The organism is Methylomonas sp. ZR1 (assembly GCF_013141865.1).
Taxonomy (GTDB): Bacteria; Pseudomonadota; Gammaproteobacteria; order Methylococcales; family Methylomonadaceae; genus Methylomonas.
Map to the genome: position 1 here is coordinate 3,173,660 of NZ_RCST01000001.1, position 15,383 is coordinate 3,189,042.

10 protein-coding genes are annotated in these 15,383 nt (G+C 51.3%); 9 read left to right on the forward strand and 1 reads right to left on the reverse strand.

What is annotated here, in order from left to right; all coding sequences use genetic code 11:
- The first annotated feature begins 246 nt into the window (after window positions 1-246).
- The 4 genes from DDY07_RS14335 (at window position 247) to nhaD (ending at window position 8,302) form a co-directional block, all read left to right on the forward strand.
- Window positions 247-3,984: a response regulator gene (locus DDY07_RS14335; protein ID WP_171696352.1), complete on the forward strand. Its 3,738-nt coding sequence runs from the start codon at window positions 247-249 to the stop codon at window positions 3,982-3,984.
- 8 nt (window positions 3,985-3,992) lie between these two features.
- The gene (locus DDY07_RS14340) at window positions 3,993-4,991 is read left to right on the forward strand and encodes an HD-GYP domain-containing protein (protein WP_171696353.1); all 999 of its coding nucleotides are present in this window, start codon (window positions 3,993-3,995) and stop codon (window positions 4,989-4,991) included.
- A 306-nt stretch (window positions 4,992-5,297) separates the two neighbouring features.
- Window positions 5,298-6,644, forward strand: a complete 1,347-nt coding sequence (locus DDY07_RS14345) for an OpgC family protein (RefSeq protein ID WP_253734491.1) — start codon at window positions 5,298-5,300, stop codon at window positions 6,642-6,644.
- A gap of 218 nt (window positions 6,645-6,862) precedes the next feature.
- The gene (nhaD, locus tag DDY07_RS14350; protein ID WP_171696354.1) at window positions 6,863-8,302 is read left to right on the forward strand and encodes a sodium:proton antiporter NhaD; all 1,440 of its coding nucleotides are present in this window, start codon (window positions 6,863-6,865) and stop codon (window positions 8,300-8,302) included.
- 115 nt (window positions 8,303-8,417) lie between these two features.
- Here the strand turns inward: nhaD and DDY07_RS14355 are convergent, their stop codons facing one another.
- Complete coding sequence (locus DDY07_RS14355) at window positions 8,418-9,710, reverse strand: MFS transporter (protein ID WP_171696355.1); 1,293 nt, start codon at window positions 9,708-9,710, stop codon at window positions 8,418-8,420.
- Between the two features lie 407 nt (window positions 9,711-10,117).
- Between DDY07_RS14355 and DDY07_RS14360 the strand changes: the two genes are divergently transcribed.
- The 5 genes from DDY07_RS14360 (at window position 10,118) to DDY07_RS14380 (ending at window position 15,148) form a co-directional block, all read left to right on the forward strand.
- On the forward strand, window positions 10,118-10,627 hold the full coding sequence (locus DDY07_RS14360) for a sigma-70 family RNA polymerase sigma factor (RefSeq protein ID WP_171696356.1): 510 nt from the start codon (window positions 10,118-10,120) through the stop codon (window positions 10,625-10,627).
- A gap of 6 nt (window positions 10,628-10,633) precedes the next feature.
- Entirely contained in the window at window positions 10,634-11,599 is a 966-nt protein-coding gene (locus DDY07_RS14365) for a FecR domain-containing protein (RefSeq protein WP_171696357.1), read from the forward strand.
- A gap of 78 nt (window positions 11,600-11,677) precedes the next feature.
- The gene (locus DDY07_RS14370; RefSeq protein ID WP_101052155.1) at window positions 11,678-11,980 is read left to right on the forward strand and encodes a BrnT family toxin; all 303 of its coding nucleotides are present in this window, start codon (window positions 11,678-11,680) and stop codon (window positions 11,978-11,980) included.
- A complete protein-coding gene (locus DDY07_RS14375) occupies window positions 11,973-12,248 on the forward strand; it encodes an antitoxin (protein WP_171696358.1) in 276 nt (91 codons plus the stop codon). Before DDY07_RS14370 ends, DDY07_RS14375 begins: the two co-directional genes overlap by 8 nt.
- A gap of 452 nt (window positions 12,249-12,700) precedes the next feature.
- Window positions 12,701-15,148: a TonB-dependent receptor gene (locus DDY07_RS14380; protein WP_171696359.1), complete on the forward strand. Its 2,448-nt coding sequence runs from the start codon at window positions 12,701-12,703 to the stop codon at window positions 15,146-15,148.
- Window positions 15,149-15,383 lie beyond the last annotated feature (235 nt).

Consider the following 15,383-nt stretch of genomic DNA (forward strand, 5'->3'; position numbering starts at 1 on the left):
TTCGCGTGCCCTTAAATTGAGCCACCTCGGCAGACTCAGGGCGAATGGGTTAAGCATCGATTCAAAAATTCCAGTGATGCACTAAAATTTAGTCTGGCTACATAAACTTCGACCGGCCAAGAATAAACAAGCCCTTCCCTTATTCTGCGTATAGAAATTATTCGAATCGCCTGGTTAAAATGGGAATAACAATAAACGTAGCCAAACCGCTGATGCCCCTTTTGCATTAGCATCAGGAGCTATCCCATGCCGCCGTTCGTCCAACATCGCACACTCAGAATTCTGCTGTCGATGGTCATTCCGATTTGCGGTGCAGTCTTCCAATATCATCTGTGGGACATCCTAAAACCGACCATCTGGATTTTTCTGTACCCTTCTGTATTTTTAAGCGCCGCCGTGGGTGGTCTGGTCGGCGGCTTGCTGGCTACGCTGATAGCGGTGGCATTAGCCGATTTTCTGTTTATCCCGCCAAGCTTTACCTTTTACATTGCAGAAACTCGCAGCATCTATTCGATGTGTATATTTTTCTCGATGGGCATACTGTTCAGCATTGTCTTCGAGCAACTGCATCTCTCTCTGCTAGCAGTCAAACGTTTGTCAAGTTTTGAAGTCAATAGCTATTCACAGCGGCTGGACCAAGCGCTCAGTGTTGCCGACGCTGGCATCTGGGAATGGCACGTCCCCAGCGGCGAAGTGTTTTGGAGCGAGAGCTTATGGCGGCTCTACGGTCTTAAAAAAAATAGTTGCCAGGCCTCCTACGACAACTGGCTAAGCACCATCGCCGAAGAAGACAGAGCGACAACACACGAAGCAATGGACCAAGCACTCAAACAAAAAGCCGACGTCCTGTTAGAGTGGCGAGTGCATTCCAAGCTGGACGGCCACACCCACTATTTGCTGTCGCGCGGCCAGCCGCTGTTGGACGAGCACGGAGAACTCCTGCTTTATCGCGGCGTGGTGATCGACATCACTGACCGCAAACAATCGGAACACGTACTACAGCAACTCACGCAAGAACTCGAAGATAAAGTCGAAGCAAGGACCAAAGAATTTTTCGATCTATACAACCAAGCGCCCTGCGGTTACCACTCGTTGTCGCCCGAGGGAACGATTTTACGGGTCAATCAAACCGAGCTGGATCTTTTGGGCTATACCAGCGATGAGTATTTAGGCCACCCGATCACCGAGTTCATGACACCCGACAGCCGAAAGCTATTCGAAAGTCACTTTCCGGAGTTTATGCGTACCGGTCACGTGCGTGATCTGGAGTTCGATTTTTTTTGCAAGGACGGTAGTATCCGGCCATTTCTGGTTAACGCCGATTTGATCCGGAATGCTCAAGGCGAGGCCCAGTACTCGACCAGCACCTTGGTGGATGACCGCGAACGTAAAGCCCGCGAACAAAAGCTCCAGGACCTGAACAAATTTCTCAACGAAGTATTAGAAGTGCTGCCCTTCGGTGTGGTGGTCTACGACGAGTCGTATAAAGCCGTTTTCCGTAACAGCTTGTTTGGCAAACTTTTAAGTTATCCCTCCGAGCTGTGCAAAAAAGAACCTCTGTATTTTGCCGATGCCATTCGCTTCAATTTTGACCGGGGCGACTATCCGAATCGAACTTTTGATGACGTCCTAAACGGCTTCATCGATATGATGGCAGCGCGCGAAACCGTGTGTTTTGAACGCCAGCAAGCCAATGGCATTTATTTGGAGATTTGCGGCCAACCCATCAGTAATGGCTGGACCTTACTGACTTACACGGACATCACCCCGCACCGCTTAGCCGAACAATCGCTGGAAACCGCTCGCGGCGCAGCCGAGGCCGCCACCCGCGCCAAAAGTGCATTCCTGGCCAACATGAGCCACGAGATTCGCACCCCGATGAACGCCATACTGGGCTTGGCATATCTGCTGGAAAAAAGCGAATTGCCGGGCGATGCTAACCATTTGGTCAGCAAGATTCGCATGGCCGGACGTTCGCTGTTGGGCATCATCAACGATATTCTGGACTTTTCCAAAATTGAATCGGACAAGCTGGAAATCGAACACGCACCGTTTCGCCTGGGAGATGTGCTGGATAATTTATCGACCATTATGTCCACGAACGCCGGCGAAAAAGAACTGGAACTGATCATCGCCCAGCCACCCAGCAAAACCAAACAACTTTATGGTGACGCGCTGCGGCTAGAACAGGTGTTGATTAACCTGACCAGCAATGCGATTAAATTCACCGAGCAAGGTCATGTGGAACTAGCGATCGCAGTGACCGCCGAAGACGACCAGCAGATAACCTTGAGATTTGCAGTTCGCGACACCGGCATCGGCATTCCGGCGGACATACAGCAGGACATTTTTTCGCCATTTTCTCAAGCCGACAGTTCGACGAGCCGTCGATTTGGTGGCACCGGCTTGGGCTTGAGTATATGCCGACGTTTAATTGCGGCTATGGGCGGCGAATTGCAGGTCACCAGCATCCCGGGCAGCGGCAGCGAGTTTTGGTTTAACTTGACGTTTAAACGCGGCCAAGACGTTTGGCTGGCCGCACCGGACATGGCGAATCTCCCGGTATTGGTGGCGCACGGTAATCCAATCGCCCGCGAAGTGTTGGCAGATATTGTGGCCGGATTGGGCTGGAACGCAACAGCGGTCGGTTCGGGCTCGGCCGCCCTTCAACATATCCAAAGCCGCTTGCTGGCGCGAGAGCCCAATCAAGTTCTGCTATTGGACTACAAAACCCCGGGCATGGACGGCTTCACCGTCGCCAATAAAATCCGCAACGAACTCAAGGACCATCACGACCCAATTATCATTATGGTCACCGCTCACGCTAGTAACGCCCTGCAGACTCACAGCGACATGCGCCACGTAGACGCCTTACTGACCAAGCCGGTCACCGCTTCGGCACTGTATAACACGGTGGCACGCGCATTACGGGTGCGCCAAGGCGGCGAGCCGCTTAGACCTAAACATGCCCAGCAGCGCCTTGCCGGCTTACGCATCTTGGTGGTGGATGACAGCGACATCAATCGTGAGGTAGCACAACGTATTCTGGAAGGCGAAGGCGCGCATGTCGAACTGGCCCATCACGGTCGCCAGGCCCTTGAATGGCTGGAAGCGCATGAGAACGGGATCGATATTGTACTGATGGATGTGCAGATGCCGATCATGAACGGTTACGAAGCCACCCAGCGCATCCGCCGTATGCCGGCCTTGGCCGATCTGCCCATCGTGGCACTGACCGCCGGCGCGTTTATGGAACAACAAGAGTTGGCACAAGCAGCAGGCATGACCGGCTTTATTGCCAAACCGTTTGATGTGGATGCCGCCATCGCCTTGATTATCAAGTTGACCGGCGGAACTCGTCAAATTGCGCCGATGTATAAACCCCATCTTGCCATACAGCCCAATACTTCAGATCTCGAGCTACCGAGTTTGGACGTCGAACGCGGCCTAAAACTTTTCCCGGATGTAAGTACTTACCAACAATATTTACGTAAGTTTGCCCGGGATTACGCCGACAGCATACACACTATCAAATTCGCGGACACCGCTGAAGCACGGGCGTTTCTTCATAAGCTGAAGGGTGTTGCGACCACCCTGGCCCTACTAGAACTTGGCAAACAAGCGGCAGAAGTCGAACAGCAGCTAGTCAGGGGCGCGGAAATGACTGGACCCTTGCGAATTTTAAAGTCTGCTTTAGACAAAGCACTGGATTCGATTGCTGAATATGCCCCCGACAAACACGTTGTAGACAACACCCAAGCAAAAACGATAGACCGGCAACAACTGACAGCACTCCTTGCGCAGATGCTAGCTATATTGGCAAACGATGACATGGTGGAATTTAGGCCGCTGCTGCTTGAACTTGATAAGACGGTCGGACCTACTAGCTTTGAACCGTTAAACCGAGCCATCGAGAACTACGATTTTCGAACTGCGGAAGCTGAAGTCAGGACACTTGCAGCTGAACATTCTATTACTCTGTGAGCATTGCCATGCCTAACGGTCCTATCTTAATTATTGACGACGAGCCGCAGAATCTGCGGGTGCTGGAGCAAATCTTAGCAGGCAAATATAAGTTGGTGTTTGCTCGCAACGGCCATGAGGCGCTGGCGGCTACACGTAAATTTCGACCGTCTCTGATTTTATTGGATATTCAACTGCCGGATATGGACGGTTATACGGTGTGTCGGCAGTTAAAAGCTGATCCGCTTACCGAAAGCATTCCGGTGATCTTTATCACGAGTTTGGCGGATGCCGATGATGAAGTCACTGGTTTTGAGGCCGGCGCGGTGGACTACATCGTTAAACCGGTTTCATCACCGACAGTAAGGGCGCGCGTACAAACCCACCTGTCCTTGGTACGCGCGATCCATCTGGAAAAAAGTCATCGCGACGCCATCTACATGCTCGGTGAAGCCGGCCATTACAATGACAACGATACCGGGGTGCATATCTGGCGCATGGCGGATTATGCGGGCGCCTTGGCACGTGCCCTAGGCTGGGGAGAAGAACAATGCCGGCTCATCGAATTGGCGGCCCCGATGCACGACACCGGCAAAATAGGCATCCCGGATGCGATTCTGAAGAAATCCGGCGCATTGGATGCCAGTGAATGGATCATCATGAAAACCCACCCCAGAATCGGCTACGACATCCTTAGCAAAAGCGATGCACCGGTCTTTAAGATGGCAGCGGAGATTGCCTTACACCATCATGAGCATTGGGATGGCAGTGGTTATCCCGATGGACTGGCTGGCGAGTTAATTCCCGAATCGGCGCGTATCGCAGCCTTAGTCGATGTGTTCGACGCGCTGACGATGAAACGTCCATACAAAGAAGCTTGGCCTAACGAGCAAGCAATAGCCACCATTCAAGCAGAAAGCGGCAGCCATTTTCAACCAGCGATGATCGAGGTCTTTATTGCCGTTCTACCCGAGATATTAGCGATTCAAGCCAAATGGTCCGAATGCGAGGCCACGTCCAGGGTGTGATAACTGCGCATTTATCGATCTGCGAACTGACCAAACGGGTATTGTCATTGAAATGAGAAATTATCACCTCGCCAAGGGTTGTCTAGATCCGAAAGCTTCAAAAAATCCAGTGTCAGGCACATCCCAATAGTCTGGATTGACTTCCCGGTTTGGGACTCCAGCATTCTCTGGAATGACGGCATACTTGAAATATTCTTATAATCAGGAAGATTTAGCTGAAATGCGTCATTCACACAACCGATGTTATTGGATAAAAGGACCTATATGGCATTGCCGGACCCGTCACTGCAAAGCAGGAATTTGCCTTTGGATTTTTTTAGAGGTTTGGCGTTGATGGTGATTTTTATTAACCACATGCCGGATAACCCCTGGTTTTGGTATACCCCTTCTCGATTCGGCCTCAGCGATGCGGCGGAGGTTTTCGTGTTTTCATCCGGCTTTGCCTCCGCACTAGCCTATGGCCGCTGTTTCCAGCGTGCAGGGTTGTGGCTGGGAGTGATTCGAATCTTGCATCGCTGCTCGCAAATATACAGCGCGCATCTGGCTTCTTTTGTACTGCTGGCTGTGGTTTGCGTCGTTGGTAATCGCTGGGTGCCGGAAATGGATGATATTCAACGCCTGAGTATTGCCTATTTTTTCGACGCCACCCAACAAGCGCTGTATGACTTGTTCACCTTGGCATATGTACCCAATTATTTCGACATCCTGCCCATGTATCTGGTGATGATGTTATGGCTGCCGATATTCTGGGCGCTGTCTCGTTTACATGTCGGCGTGGCACTAGCGAGTTCGGTAGCGCTGTATTGGGCAAGTTTTCACTTCGGCTGGGAATTGAGCGCAGATCCGGCGAGCGGTCGCGCCTGGTATTTCAACCCCTACAACTGGCAATTGATGTTTTTTACCGGTTACGCATTTGGCGCAGGCTGGGCCAGAGTGAACCTAAAATACAGTTGGCTGTTGTTGGTTTGTCTGGCGTTCATCCTGGTTTCGATTCCTTTGGAGCATGCAGCGACGTATACCCGAATTGAGTTCTGGGGCAATCTTCGCGCAACCTTGGCGCCCTGGCTCGACAAAAGTCACTTGGGAGTGTTGCGTTGGCTGCATTTACTGGCATTGGCTTATGTCATGTATCGCTTGTGCGACTGGCGATCTCAGTGGCTAAATTGGACGCTGCCGCGCGCCGTTGTCATCATGGGCCAGCAATCGTTACCGATTTTCCTTTGTTCCATGGTGCTTTCTTATGCCGGCGGCATCTGGCTGGACCAACTTGGCCGCGACGAATGGTCGGCAGCAGCCTTAGTCAATCTAAGCGGCATCGGGCTAATGTTGCTGGCCGGTCAACTCATGGCTTGGCTGGACACCAAACCCTGGAAGCCTTCCCCGGAAAGATTGGCGCAAAACGATAGCAATCGCTATTCCGCACTATTGACTCCCGATTATCGCTTGAGCAACCAAGTATTGGCACTGCCCTGTTTGATCGGCTTGGCCGCGCTGCCTGCGGTGTTGACCAATCCACAACATGTCGGCGAAGAGGTCACACCCGACCTAGTCGTTCAAGTACACGAAACCGATACCGAGGCTTTACAGCCTGTGGGGGCGTTGTTACCAGAAACCGCCACCGACAAGATGATCGACAGCCGGCAACAGCTGTAACGGATTTTAAGGCCGCGGAAGCATAAGCGGTTCATCGGTTTTTCTGGCAGTTGCCGCTGAGTCTTTTATCTCCCGTGCGATTGAAAAACCGTCACCCGCGCCCGGCTTAGCACAACAGCAGGGACGCCGCTGACATCCGCCAATCGCCTGGTACATTTGGCTAACGGTGATGTAGAAACATCACCCGTGAAATCGGAACCATGCAGATGGATAATCATATGAAAGAGTTAAACAAGGGTTTGTTCGGTTTGATTGGCAGCGCATTGTTTTTCCTGCCCACGCCGGCAATCGCTGAGACCTTATCCCAAGCGCTGGATTTGAGCGGGCATTGGGTCGGATATTTGTGTGTGGGCCTGTTTGCAGTCGCTTATCTACTTGTAGTGCTGGAAGAAGTCTTGGAATTACGCAAATCCAAGCCGATGATGTTGGCGGCGGCATTGATTTGGGTGGCAATTGCTCTGGTTTATAAGGATCAAGGCTTGTCGTCGGTCGCGGAAACGGCGATTCGGCACGATGTGTTGGATTATGGCGAGTTGTTGCTATTCCTGATCGTCTCGATTGCTTACATCAATGCCATGGAGGAGAGACGGGTTTTTGATAGCCTGCGGGCTTGGCTGGTTAACAAAGGTTTGAGTTATCGCCAACTGTTTTGGGTAACGGGAGTCCTAGCTTTTCTGATCTCCTCGGTATCCAATAATATGACTACTGCAATGTTGATGTGCGCAGTGGTCATGGCGGTCGGCAAGGATAATCCCAAATTTGTTGGCATTGCCTGTGTCAATACTGTGGTAGCCGCCAATGCCGGCGGCGCGTTTTGCCCCTTTGGCGACATCACCACTTTGATGGTCTGGCAAAAAGGCATCATCGAGTTCTGGGCATTCTTCACGTTGTTTGTGCCATCGGTGCTTAACTTCCTGATTCCCGCTGCCATCATGCATTTTGCCATTCCGAAAACTCAGCCAAGCCCTCTTCATGCCCAGGTTGTCACACGTCGCGGCGCCAAACGTATCGTGGTGTTATTCCTGCTCACGGTGCTCACGGCAGTTGGCTTTCAGAATAGCCTGCACATGCCGGCTGCGGTGGGCATGATGGCTGGTCTGACCTATCTGCAATTGTTCGGCTATTTTCTGCATATTACCCACCGCGACGAACCGGAACTGGGCCTTGACCCGATGTCCGGCGAGGAAAACCCCGCTGCCGACGACGAGGACAGTATGCGCTTCGACGTCTTTCATCATTTGGCGCGCATGGAATGGGATACCTTGCTGTTTTTCTACGGCGTGGTGCTGTGTGTGGGTGGTATGAAGTTTCTCGGCTATTTACGCCATTTATCAGAGTTTCTGTACGGCGAACTCGGCGCAACGCCTGCCAATGTCTTAGTTGGCCTGATCTCGGCCTTGATCGACAACATTCCGGTAATGTTTGCAATCTTAGCCATGCGCCCCGAGATGTCGGAAGGTCAATGGCTGCTGGTCACGCTGACGGCGGGTGTTGGCGGCAGTTTGTTGTCGGTCGGCTCGGCAGCAGGCGTGGCGCTTATGGGCCAAGCCAAGGGCATTTACACCTTCATGACTCATCTGAAATGGACGCCGGTGATTGCCCTAGGGTATTTGGGCAGCGTGGCTGCGCACTTTTTAATAAATTCCGCGCTTTTTTAGGTGAAGCGTATCCGGCAAGTATGCTGGATACACGAGGCTTATCCACCTAAAGTTCCGCATGTGCTTAGGTGTTGATTAGCTGATTCGTGGTCATAATGGGCAAGAACTAGCCCAACTATCCGTCCAAGCGAGACAGCCGCATAGGTTCTTTCATCGTAAAGGCCACCAGCATCGATACGGCCGCGCATGCGCTAACGTAGTATGCAAACCATTCCGCGTGTCCCAGGCTTTTCAGCCAAAGAGCCAGATACTCGGCGGTGCCGCCGAATATCGCTACGGTCAAGGCATAGGGAAACCCCACCCCCAAGGCCCGAATATGCACCGGAAACAGCTCGGCTTTGACGATGGCGTTAACTGACGAATAGCCCGAGACAATCAGCAATGCACAAACATACCAACCCAACGCCGAAGCCATGGTTTGCGCGTGGCCCAATAGATCAAGCAATGGCGCCGTAAACAGGGTTGCACCGGCGCCAAAGGCAATCAGCATCGTACGGCGGCCGAGGTAATCCGAAATTAATCCGAACAACGGCTGCAGCAACATGAACACGATCAAGGCCAGCGTGCAGATTGTGGTGGCATCGTCCTTGCTAAAGCCGGTGGTGTTGACCAGATACTTTTGCATGTAGACAGTAAAGGTGTAATACGACAAGGTCCCGCCGGCGGTCAAAGCCACCACCGTCATTACCGGTTTGGGATAGTTTAGCAGTTCCCGTAGCTGGGCGCGTTGGCCGGGAAAAGTCTGTTGTTCAACAAAAGCCGTGGTCTCGGCCATGTTGCCGCGTAAGCCCATCGCCACCACCGCCAGCAAGCCGCCAACGATAAAGCCGATACGCCAACCCCAATCATGCAGCTCTGCGCTGCTCAACAGGCATTTTTGCAAGAGCATCAATAAACCCAGGGCCAGAATTTGCCCCAAGACGATGGTGACGTATTGAAAACTGGAGTAATAGCCGCGCCGCTCGGGTGCGGCCATTTCGCTTAGATAAGTGGCGGAGCTGCCGTATTCGCCGCCGATACTAAAGCCCTGCAACATGCGGGCGAACAATAACAAGGCCGGCGCCCACATACCAATTACCGCATAGCCCGGCGTGCAAGCGATGATTAAGGATCCTAAACACATCAAGCTGACCGAAAGCAGCAAAGCGCTTTTGCGGCCTTTGCGGTCTGCCAGACTGCCGAGCAACCATCCGCCCAAAGGCCGAAAAATAAAGCCCACCGCAAATATCGCCGCATTATTCAACAACTGGGCAGTTTGGTCGGCTTCCGGAAAAAAAGCCGGGGCAAAGTACAAGGCAAACGCCGCGTAAATGGCCCAATCAAAATATTCCACCAGATTGCCAACCGAGCCGCTGAAAATATTGAACAGCCGCCTTGTTTCCGAGTAAGGGTCATTGGAATGAGACATGTCGTTTAAGCCGATGAGTTTTTGCACATCTTAACTTACGCCCCCCGTTGAACCACACCCATTTCGATGGCGTGTAACAGGGCCGATCCATACCTCAACGGCGGGGCCAATGGGATTTAGATGATTTCACGCATTCTCAAACAAAATACGCCAAATCACGCATTTTAGACATCCGGTTTCGAAGCGGCGCACTCCTCGGCTCGACCATGCGCATGAGCGTGAGCAACTGTAAGAAAATGATTTTATTTATTTTTTCAAAACCCCAAACAGACAAGCCGCCTAAATTAACGACTTCGGAGCAGTTCTTGCTTAGTTTTGAGTTTGCAAAAAAAGCCGGGCCGCTAGGCCGAAGGCATTAACGGCAAAGCGTAAGACCTTTTGTAAACTGGGCATGTAAAACTAAATCGATGAGCACAGAGTGTATTGACGACGGCCAACAAGACCTCACCCGCCTGTATCAGGACCACCACCCCTGGCTGCTGCAATGGTTGGAAAAACGGGTGCAGGACCGCCTGCAGGCGGAAGATCATGCCCAAGATACATTTCTGCGCGTCATCGCCGCAAAAGACACACCAAGTCTCAACGAACCCCGTGCCTACCTGACCACCATCGCCAAACGCCTGCTGATCAATCACTGGCGGCGCAACAGCATTGAACAGGCTTACCTGGCGAGACTCGCGGCCTATCCCGAGGAGCGGGTCATTTCGGCGGAGGATAGCGCCATCGTGCTCGAAGTCTTGCGGGAAATCGACGAATTACTCAATCAACTACCGGCAAAAGTGCGTAAGGCCTTTTTGTTGGCGCAACTCGACGACCTCTCCTATGCCGAAATCGGTCGGCAATTAGGCGTCAGTGACCGCATGGTCAGAAAATACGTGGCACAAGCCATGTTTCAGTGCTTAAGTGCAGGCTTTTAATCCCAGATGCAACAAAAACGCCCCCTGGAAATCGACCCGCGCATTCTGGCTGAAGCAGCCGAGTGGTTTGCGTTATTCCGATCCGGACGAGTGCAAGCCAATGAATCCGCGCAATGGCAAGCCTGGTTAGCCGCACATCCCGACCATCAAACCGCTTGGTCCAGAGTAGAATTTCATATCGAGCGCTTTAAAGCGCTGCCACCCAAAGCCGCTTTAGCCGCCTTGACGGCGCCGGATTTGCAGCGCAGACGCGCTATCAAACATTTGGTATTGCTCGGCGGCGTCGGCTTGGCGAGCTGGCAGTTTTCACGTGCCGGCTATTGGCAAGCCTGGACGGCGGATTACCATGTCGCCCAAGGCCAAATCCAAACGATCACTTTGGCGGACGGCTCGACAGTGGTGCTGGACAGCGGCAGCGCCTTGAACGTGGCATTCGGCGCTGATTTGCGGCGCTTGCAACTGGTCTCCGGGGAAATTTATATCGAGACCGCCAAGGATAACGCAGGTTGGCAGCGCCCCTTTGTGGTCGATACCCAGGATGGCCGGATTCGGGCGCTGGGCACCCGTTTTAGTGTCAGCCAACAAGCCGACCGCAGCGAGGTCACGGTATTTGCCGACAGCGTGGAAATCCAGCCAGCCCATCCTATCAGCCCTAAACAGCAGCTACATGCCGGACAAAATACCCGGTTTGCAGCTGATCGCATCGAACCCATACAGCCAAACAAACTCGACAAACCCGCCTGGACCCAGGGCGTCATCGTCGCTGACGACATCCCGCTCAGCGAGTTTCTGCTACAACTGAATCGTTACCGGCAAGGTTACGTCACCTGCGCCCCGGAAATTGCCGACATGCGCATCATCGGCTCCTTCCCGCTCAAGGATACCGACAAAATCCTGGCTTCGTTGGCTACCAACTTGCCGGTCAAGATAACAAACCCATTGCCGCTCTGGGTTAAAGTCCTGCCGCGCTAAGCGCGCCAGACAACTTAACATCGCTATACACCGAGTATTAGTTGACTGCACCTTGCTTGAGAAAATACCATACATCGTATGGCATACAGGCAAAAACAAGTATATTTCTCTCCTGAAAAAAACGCTTTGCTAAAAGCGGAAAGAGGGATTGGTTTTGAGGATGTCTTATTAGCCATTGAAATGGGACATGTACTCGATGATTTGGCGCATCCAAATTCTGAAAAATATCCCAATCAATCGGTTTTTATCATCTTAATCGCCATAAAAAATTATGTTTACATCGTGCCTTACGTTGAAGAAGAGAACAGCATTTTTTTAAAGACGATTATCCCTTCCCGAAAAATGAATAAACGTTACAACAAGGCGGCAAATGATGACTAAGCTAAATTTAGATGCTTTTGAACAAGACATTCTCGATAGTGTTGAAAACGATGAATGGCGCAGTAAAGGCAATATTCAGGAGCGCCTGGTAGAACTGCAAGATTTTTTGAAACACGAAAAGAAAAAATCAGTTTCCATCAGACTTTCTGAAAACGATCTTTATGCGTTAAAGAAAAAGGGACTGGAAAATGGCGTGCCGTATCAAAATATTATTCAAATTTTGGTGCACCAATATACGTCTAACAAAATCCATCTTGATGTTTCATGAGTGAGTTACTTCCCATCTCCTCAATCGACTTGGCCGTTCCCTGATAAGCCAGCTACATCATCCTGTCACGCATTTCGAAATGATCCTATCGTCTCGGTAATCGCTCCCAGCATCGCCCCACCTCCTGCAAATCAAGCTTACGTAGCGTGGCTCAAGGGCATGTTGGGGTGAGGCACGAACCCCAACACTTTCGATCAGTTTAGCTTTTATCGGTTGCTGATGGCTTTATGGGTCGCGGTGTCTCGCTTTCATGGTTAGCGGGTGGCTCAACGGTTGTCGTGTTGGGGTTCGAGGCGCACTCCACCCTACGCATTTACACCAAAAACTCAATTTTTTTACAAAAAAACAAATACTTAAAAAATATTTCAAATTTTTTCAATTTCCAGTTCCGCTTTTTCAGTCTCGATTGACATAGGTGATGAGAACCGCATTTTTTACAGGAGATAAAACCGATGTCATCGACGCTACACACCAGCAAATCGAGCTTGGCACCCTCGCGATTGCACTTAGCCATACAAGGCATTCTACTGGCCTCCGCATTAACCCTATCCGCTCCCGTCCATGCGGAAAGCAGTAACGGCCACGCCAGCATTAAGCGCAGCTACCATATTGGCGGCGGCTCGTTGAGTCAGGCCTTAAGGCAGTTTGCGACTAGCTCCGGCTTACTATTTTCAGCGGAAGCCACGTTGACCGACGGCAAAACCACTAGCGGGCTGGATGGCGAGTACACCATCGAAGAAGGCTTTAGAAAACTGCTGGCGGGTAGCGGTTTGACGTACAGCTTTACCGGTGAGGACTCGGTGGCTATCAAGGTGGTGGATTCGGGGAGTAATGCGGCATCGACTTTGCCGGCGGTGACGGTTTTGGGGAAGGCGGTTTATGACTCGACCGATCCCTACAACCCTGATTACAACCGATCTCACGCATCCACGGCAACCAAGACAGATACGCCGATCATGGAAACGCCGATGTCTATCAAGGTTGTACCTAGAGCTGTGATGGATGATCAGCAAATTGTCGTATTTGACGACGCAGTTATCCGGAATGTAAGCGGCGTACAGCGCAATTTCGACTTCGGCGATTTGTACCAAGGCTTTATTGTTCGTGGCTTTAGTTTAGGAGCGAACATTTACCGGGATGGTCTCAGGCAAAACACGGGCTACTTCGAGCCTGCTGGCATGGAGCGGGTTGAGGTTCTAAAAGGAGCAGCGGCCATGCTTTATGGTCGTACCCAGCCCGGAGGTTTGGTTAATTACGTTACCAAGAAACCACTGGATAAAGCGCATTACTCTCTGCAACAACAGTTCGGTTCTTACGACTTATATCGCACAACGGCGGACGCGACAGGCCCAATTGACGACGGTAAATCATTGCTATACCGTTTAAATATTGCCTATTCGAGCAACAACTCATTCCGCAATTACAACGAGAACGAGCGGATTTATGTCGCCCCATCTTTGACTTGGCGCCTTTCCGATCAAACCGAGATGACGGTGCAGCTCGAACACCAACATGACGACTATGTGATGGATTTTGGTATTCCTGCCGTCGGTAACCGTCCTGCGCAGGTTCCCAAAAGTTTTTTTGTCGGCGATGCGGCGGTTAACAATAGCTCCATGGATAGCAATCAAATCGCCACCATCATTTCGCATCGCTTCAATGACCACTGGAAGATAGAACACAAATTCAATTGGCATGAATGGACACACGAATTCAACTCGATTTTCCCGGCGGGCAGCATCAATGCCGACAAGCAAACGATCAATCGAGCCTTGATGACGGGGCCAACAGACAGGGAAAGTTTTGCCACCAATCTGGATATTTCAGGCGAATTCGACACCTTCGGCCTAAAGCATAAGCTCTTGATAGGGGGCGATTACTTTAAGCTTACCACCGATACCTATGACAACCATTGGACCTATGGTGTGATACCGGCGCTGGATATTTTTAATCCTAATAATCACATGCTGGATGCCAATGCGATCAACGTCGTACCAAACGACTTCTGGTGGCAGGAAAAAGATCAATGGTATGGTGTTTACGCACAGGACCAAATCACCCTATGGGATAAATTGCATTTCTTGGTCGGCGCGCGTTACGACATCCTGGACTATGGTACCGGTTGTTGCTCGGAGCCAATCAGTATTGATGATAGAGAAGACAACCGATTGAATCCCCGATTCGGTATCGTTTATCAACCGTGGGAATGGCTATCCGTGTTCGGCAATTACGTGGAATCCATCGGTACCAATAACGGCTTAACCCCCACCAAAACGGTCAATAAGCCGGAAGTTGGCATTCAATATGAAATTGGATTTAAGACCGAGTTTTTCGACGGCCGTTTGTCGTCCAATCTCGCCTACTACCATTTAACCAAGGAAAACATGTTGACCGGCGTGCCGGGCCTGCCCTATAGAATTCCTGTTGGCGAGGCAAGAAGCCAGGGGATAGAGCTTGACCTGACCGGCGAGCTCACCGATTACTTGAGCCTGCTCGGCACTTATGCCTATACCGATGCGATCTTTACTAAAGACAATGACTTTGCACCCTGGGGGGTGACATCCAAACAAGGGAATCGTTTACCCAATGTCCCAGAACACTCAGGCAGCTTGTGGCTGACCTTTCATCCTGACGAGCGCTTTAAAATCGGTGCCGGTATGTTTGCCCAAGGCCAGCGCGCCGGCAACAATGATAATACCTATGAATTGCCCGGCTTTGTGCGCGTGGATGCCATGGTGTCTTATAACTGGAAAATCGGCGGTTCGAAGTTGACCACTCAATTCAATGTCAACAATTTATTGGATAAGGATTATTTCCGGGGTTCACGGGTGCAGGATAGCACTGGAGCCTTGCCGGGAGAACCTATCTCATTTATCGGATCATTACGATTGGATTACTAGCTTCAAAATCATCTGTTTGCTCGTTTACCACTCGCGCTGGCTAGGGCCGTAGGTTGGCTTGAAATAACGAACCCCAACATTTTTGACCTGTTAGCCCCCTGACTACCATTGACCCTAATATCTCTCTTCCATGGTCGGTTGGCGGCTGGGCGCTTGTCGTGTTGGGGTTCGTCCAAAAGGGATTATTTTTAAATCATTGCCGCGTTGCCGATGACTTGCGCTCCAGCCGAATGGA

Coding starts and splice junctions, on each gene's coding strand:
- DDY07_RS14365 (WP_171696357.1), top strand. CDS start 10,634: ATGCAACAAAAACGCCCCCTGGAAATCGACCCGCGCATTCTGGCTGAA.
- DDY07_RS14375 (WP_171696358.1), top strand. CDS start 11,973: ATGACTAAGCTAAATTTAGATGCTTTTGAACAAGACATTCTCGATAGT.
- DDY07_RS14370 (WP_101052155.1), top strand. CDS start 11,678: ATGGCATACAGGCAAAAACAAGTATATTTCTCTCCTGAAAAAAACGCT.
- DDY07_RS14360 (WP_171696356.1), top strand. CDS start 10,118: ATGAGCACAGAGTGTATTGACGACGGCCAACAAGACCTCACCCGCCTG.
- DDY07_RS14340 (WP_171696353.1), top strand. CDS start 3,993: ATGCCTAACGGTCCTATCTTAATTATTGACGACGAGCCGCAGAATCTG.
- DDY07_RS14355 (WP_171696355.1), bottom strand. CDS start 9,710: ATGTCTCATTCCAATGACCCTTACTCGGAAACAAGGCGGCTGTTCAAT.
- DDY07_RS14380 (WP_171696359.1), top strand. CDS start 12,701: ATGTCATCGACGCTACACACCAGCAAATCGAGCTTGGCACCCTCGCGA.
- nhaD (WP_171696354.1), top strand. CDS start 6,863: ATGAAAGAGTTAAACAAGGGTTTGTTCGGTTTGATTGGCAGCGCATTG.
- DDY07_RS14335 (WP_171696352.1), top strand. CDS start 247: ATGCCGCCGTTCGTCCAACATCGCACACTCAGAATTCTGCTGTCGATG.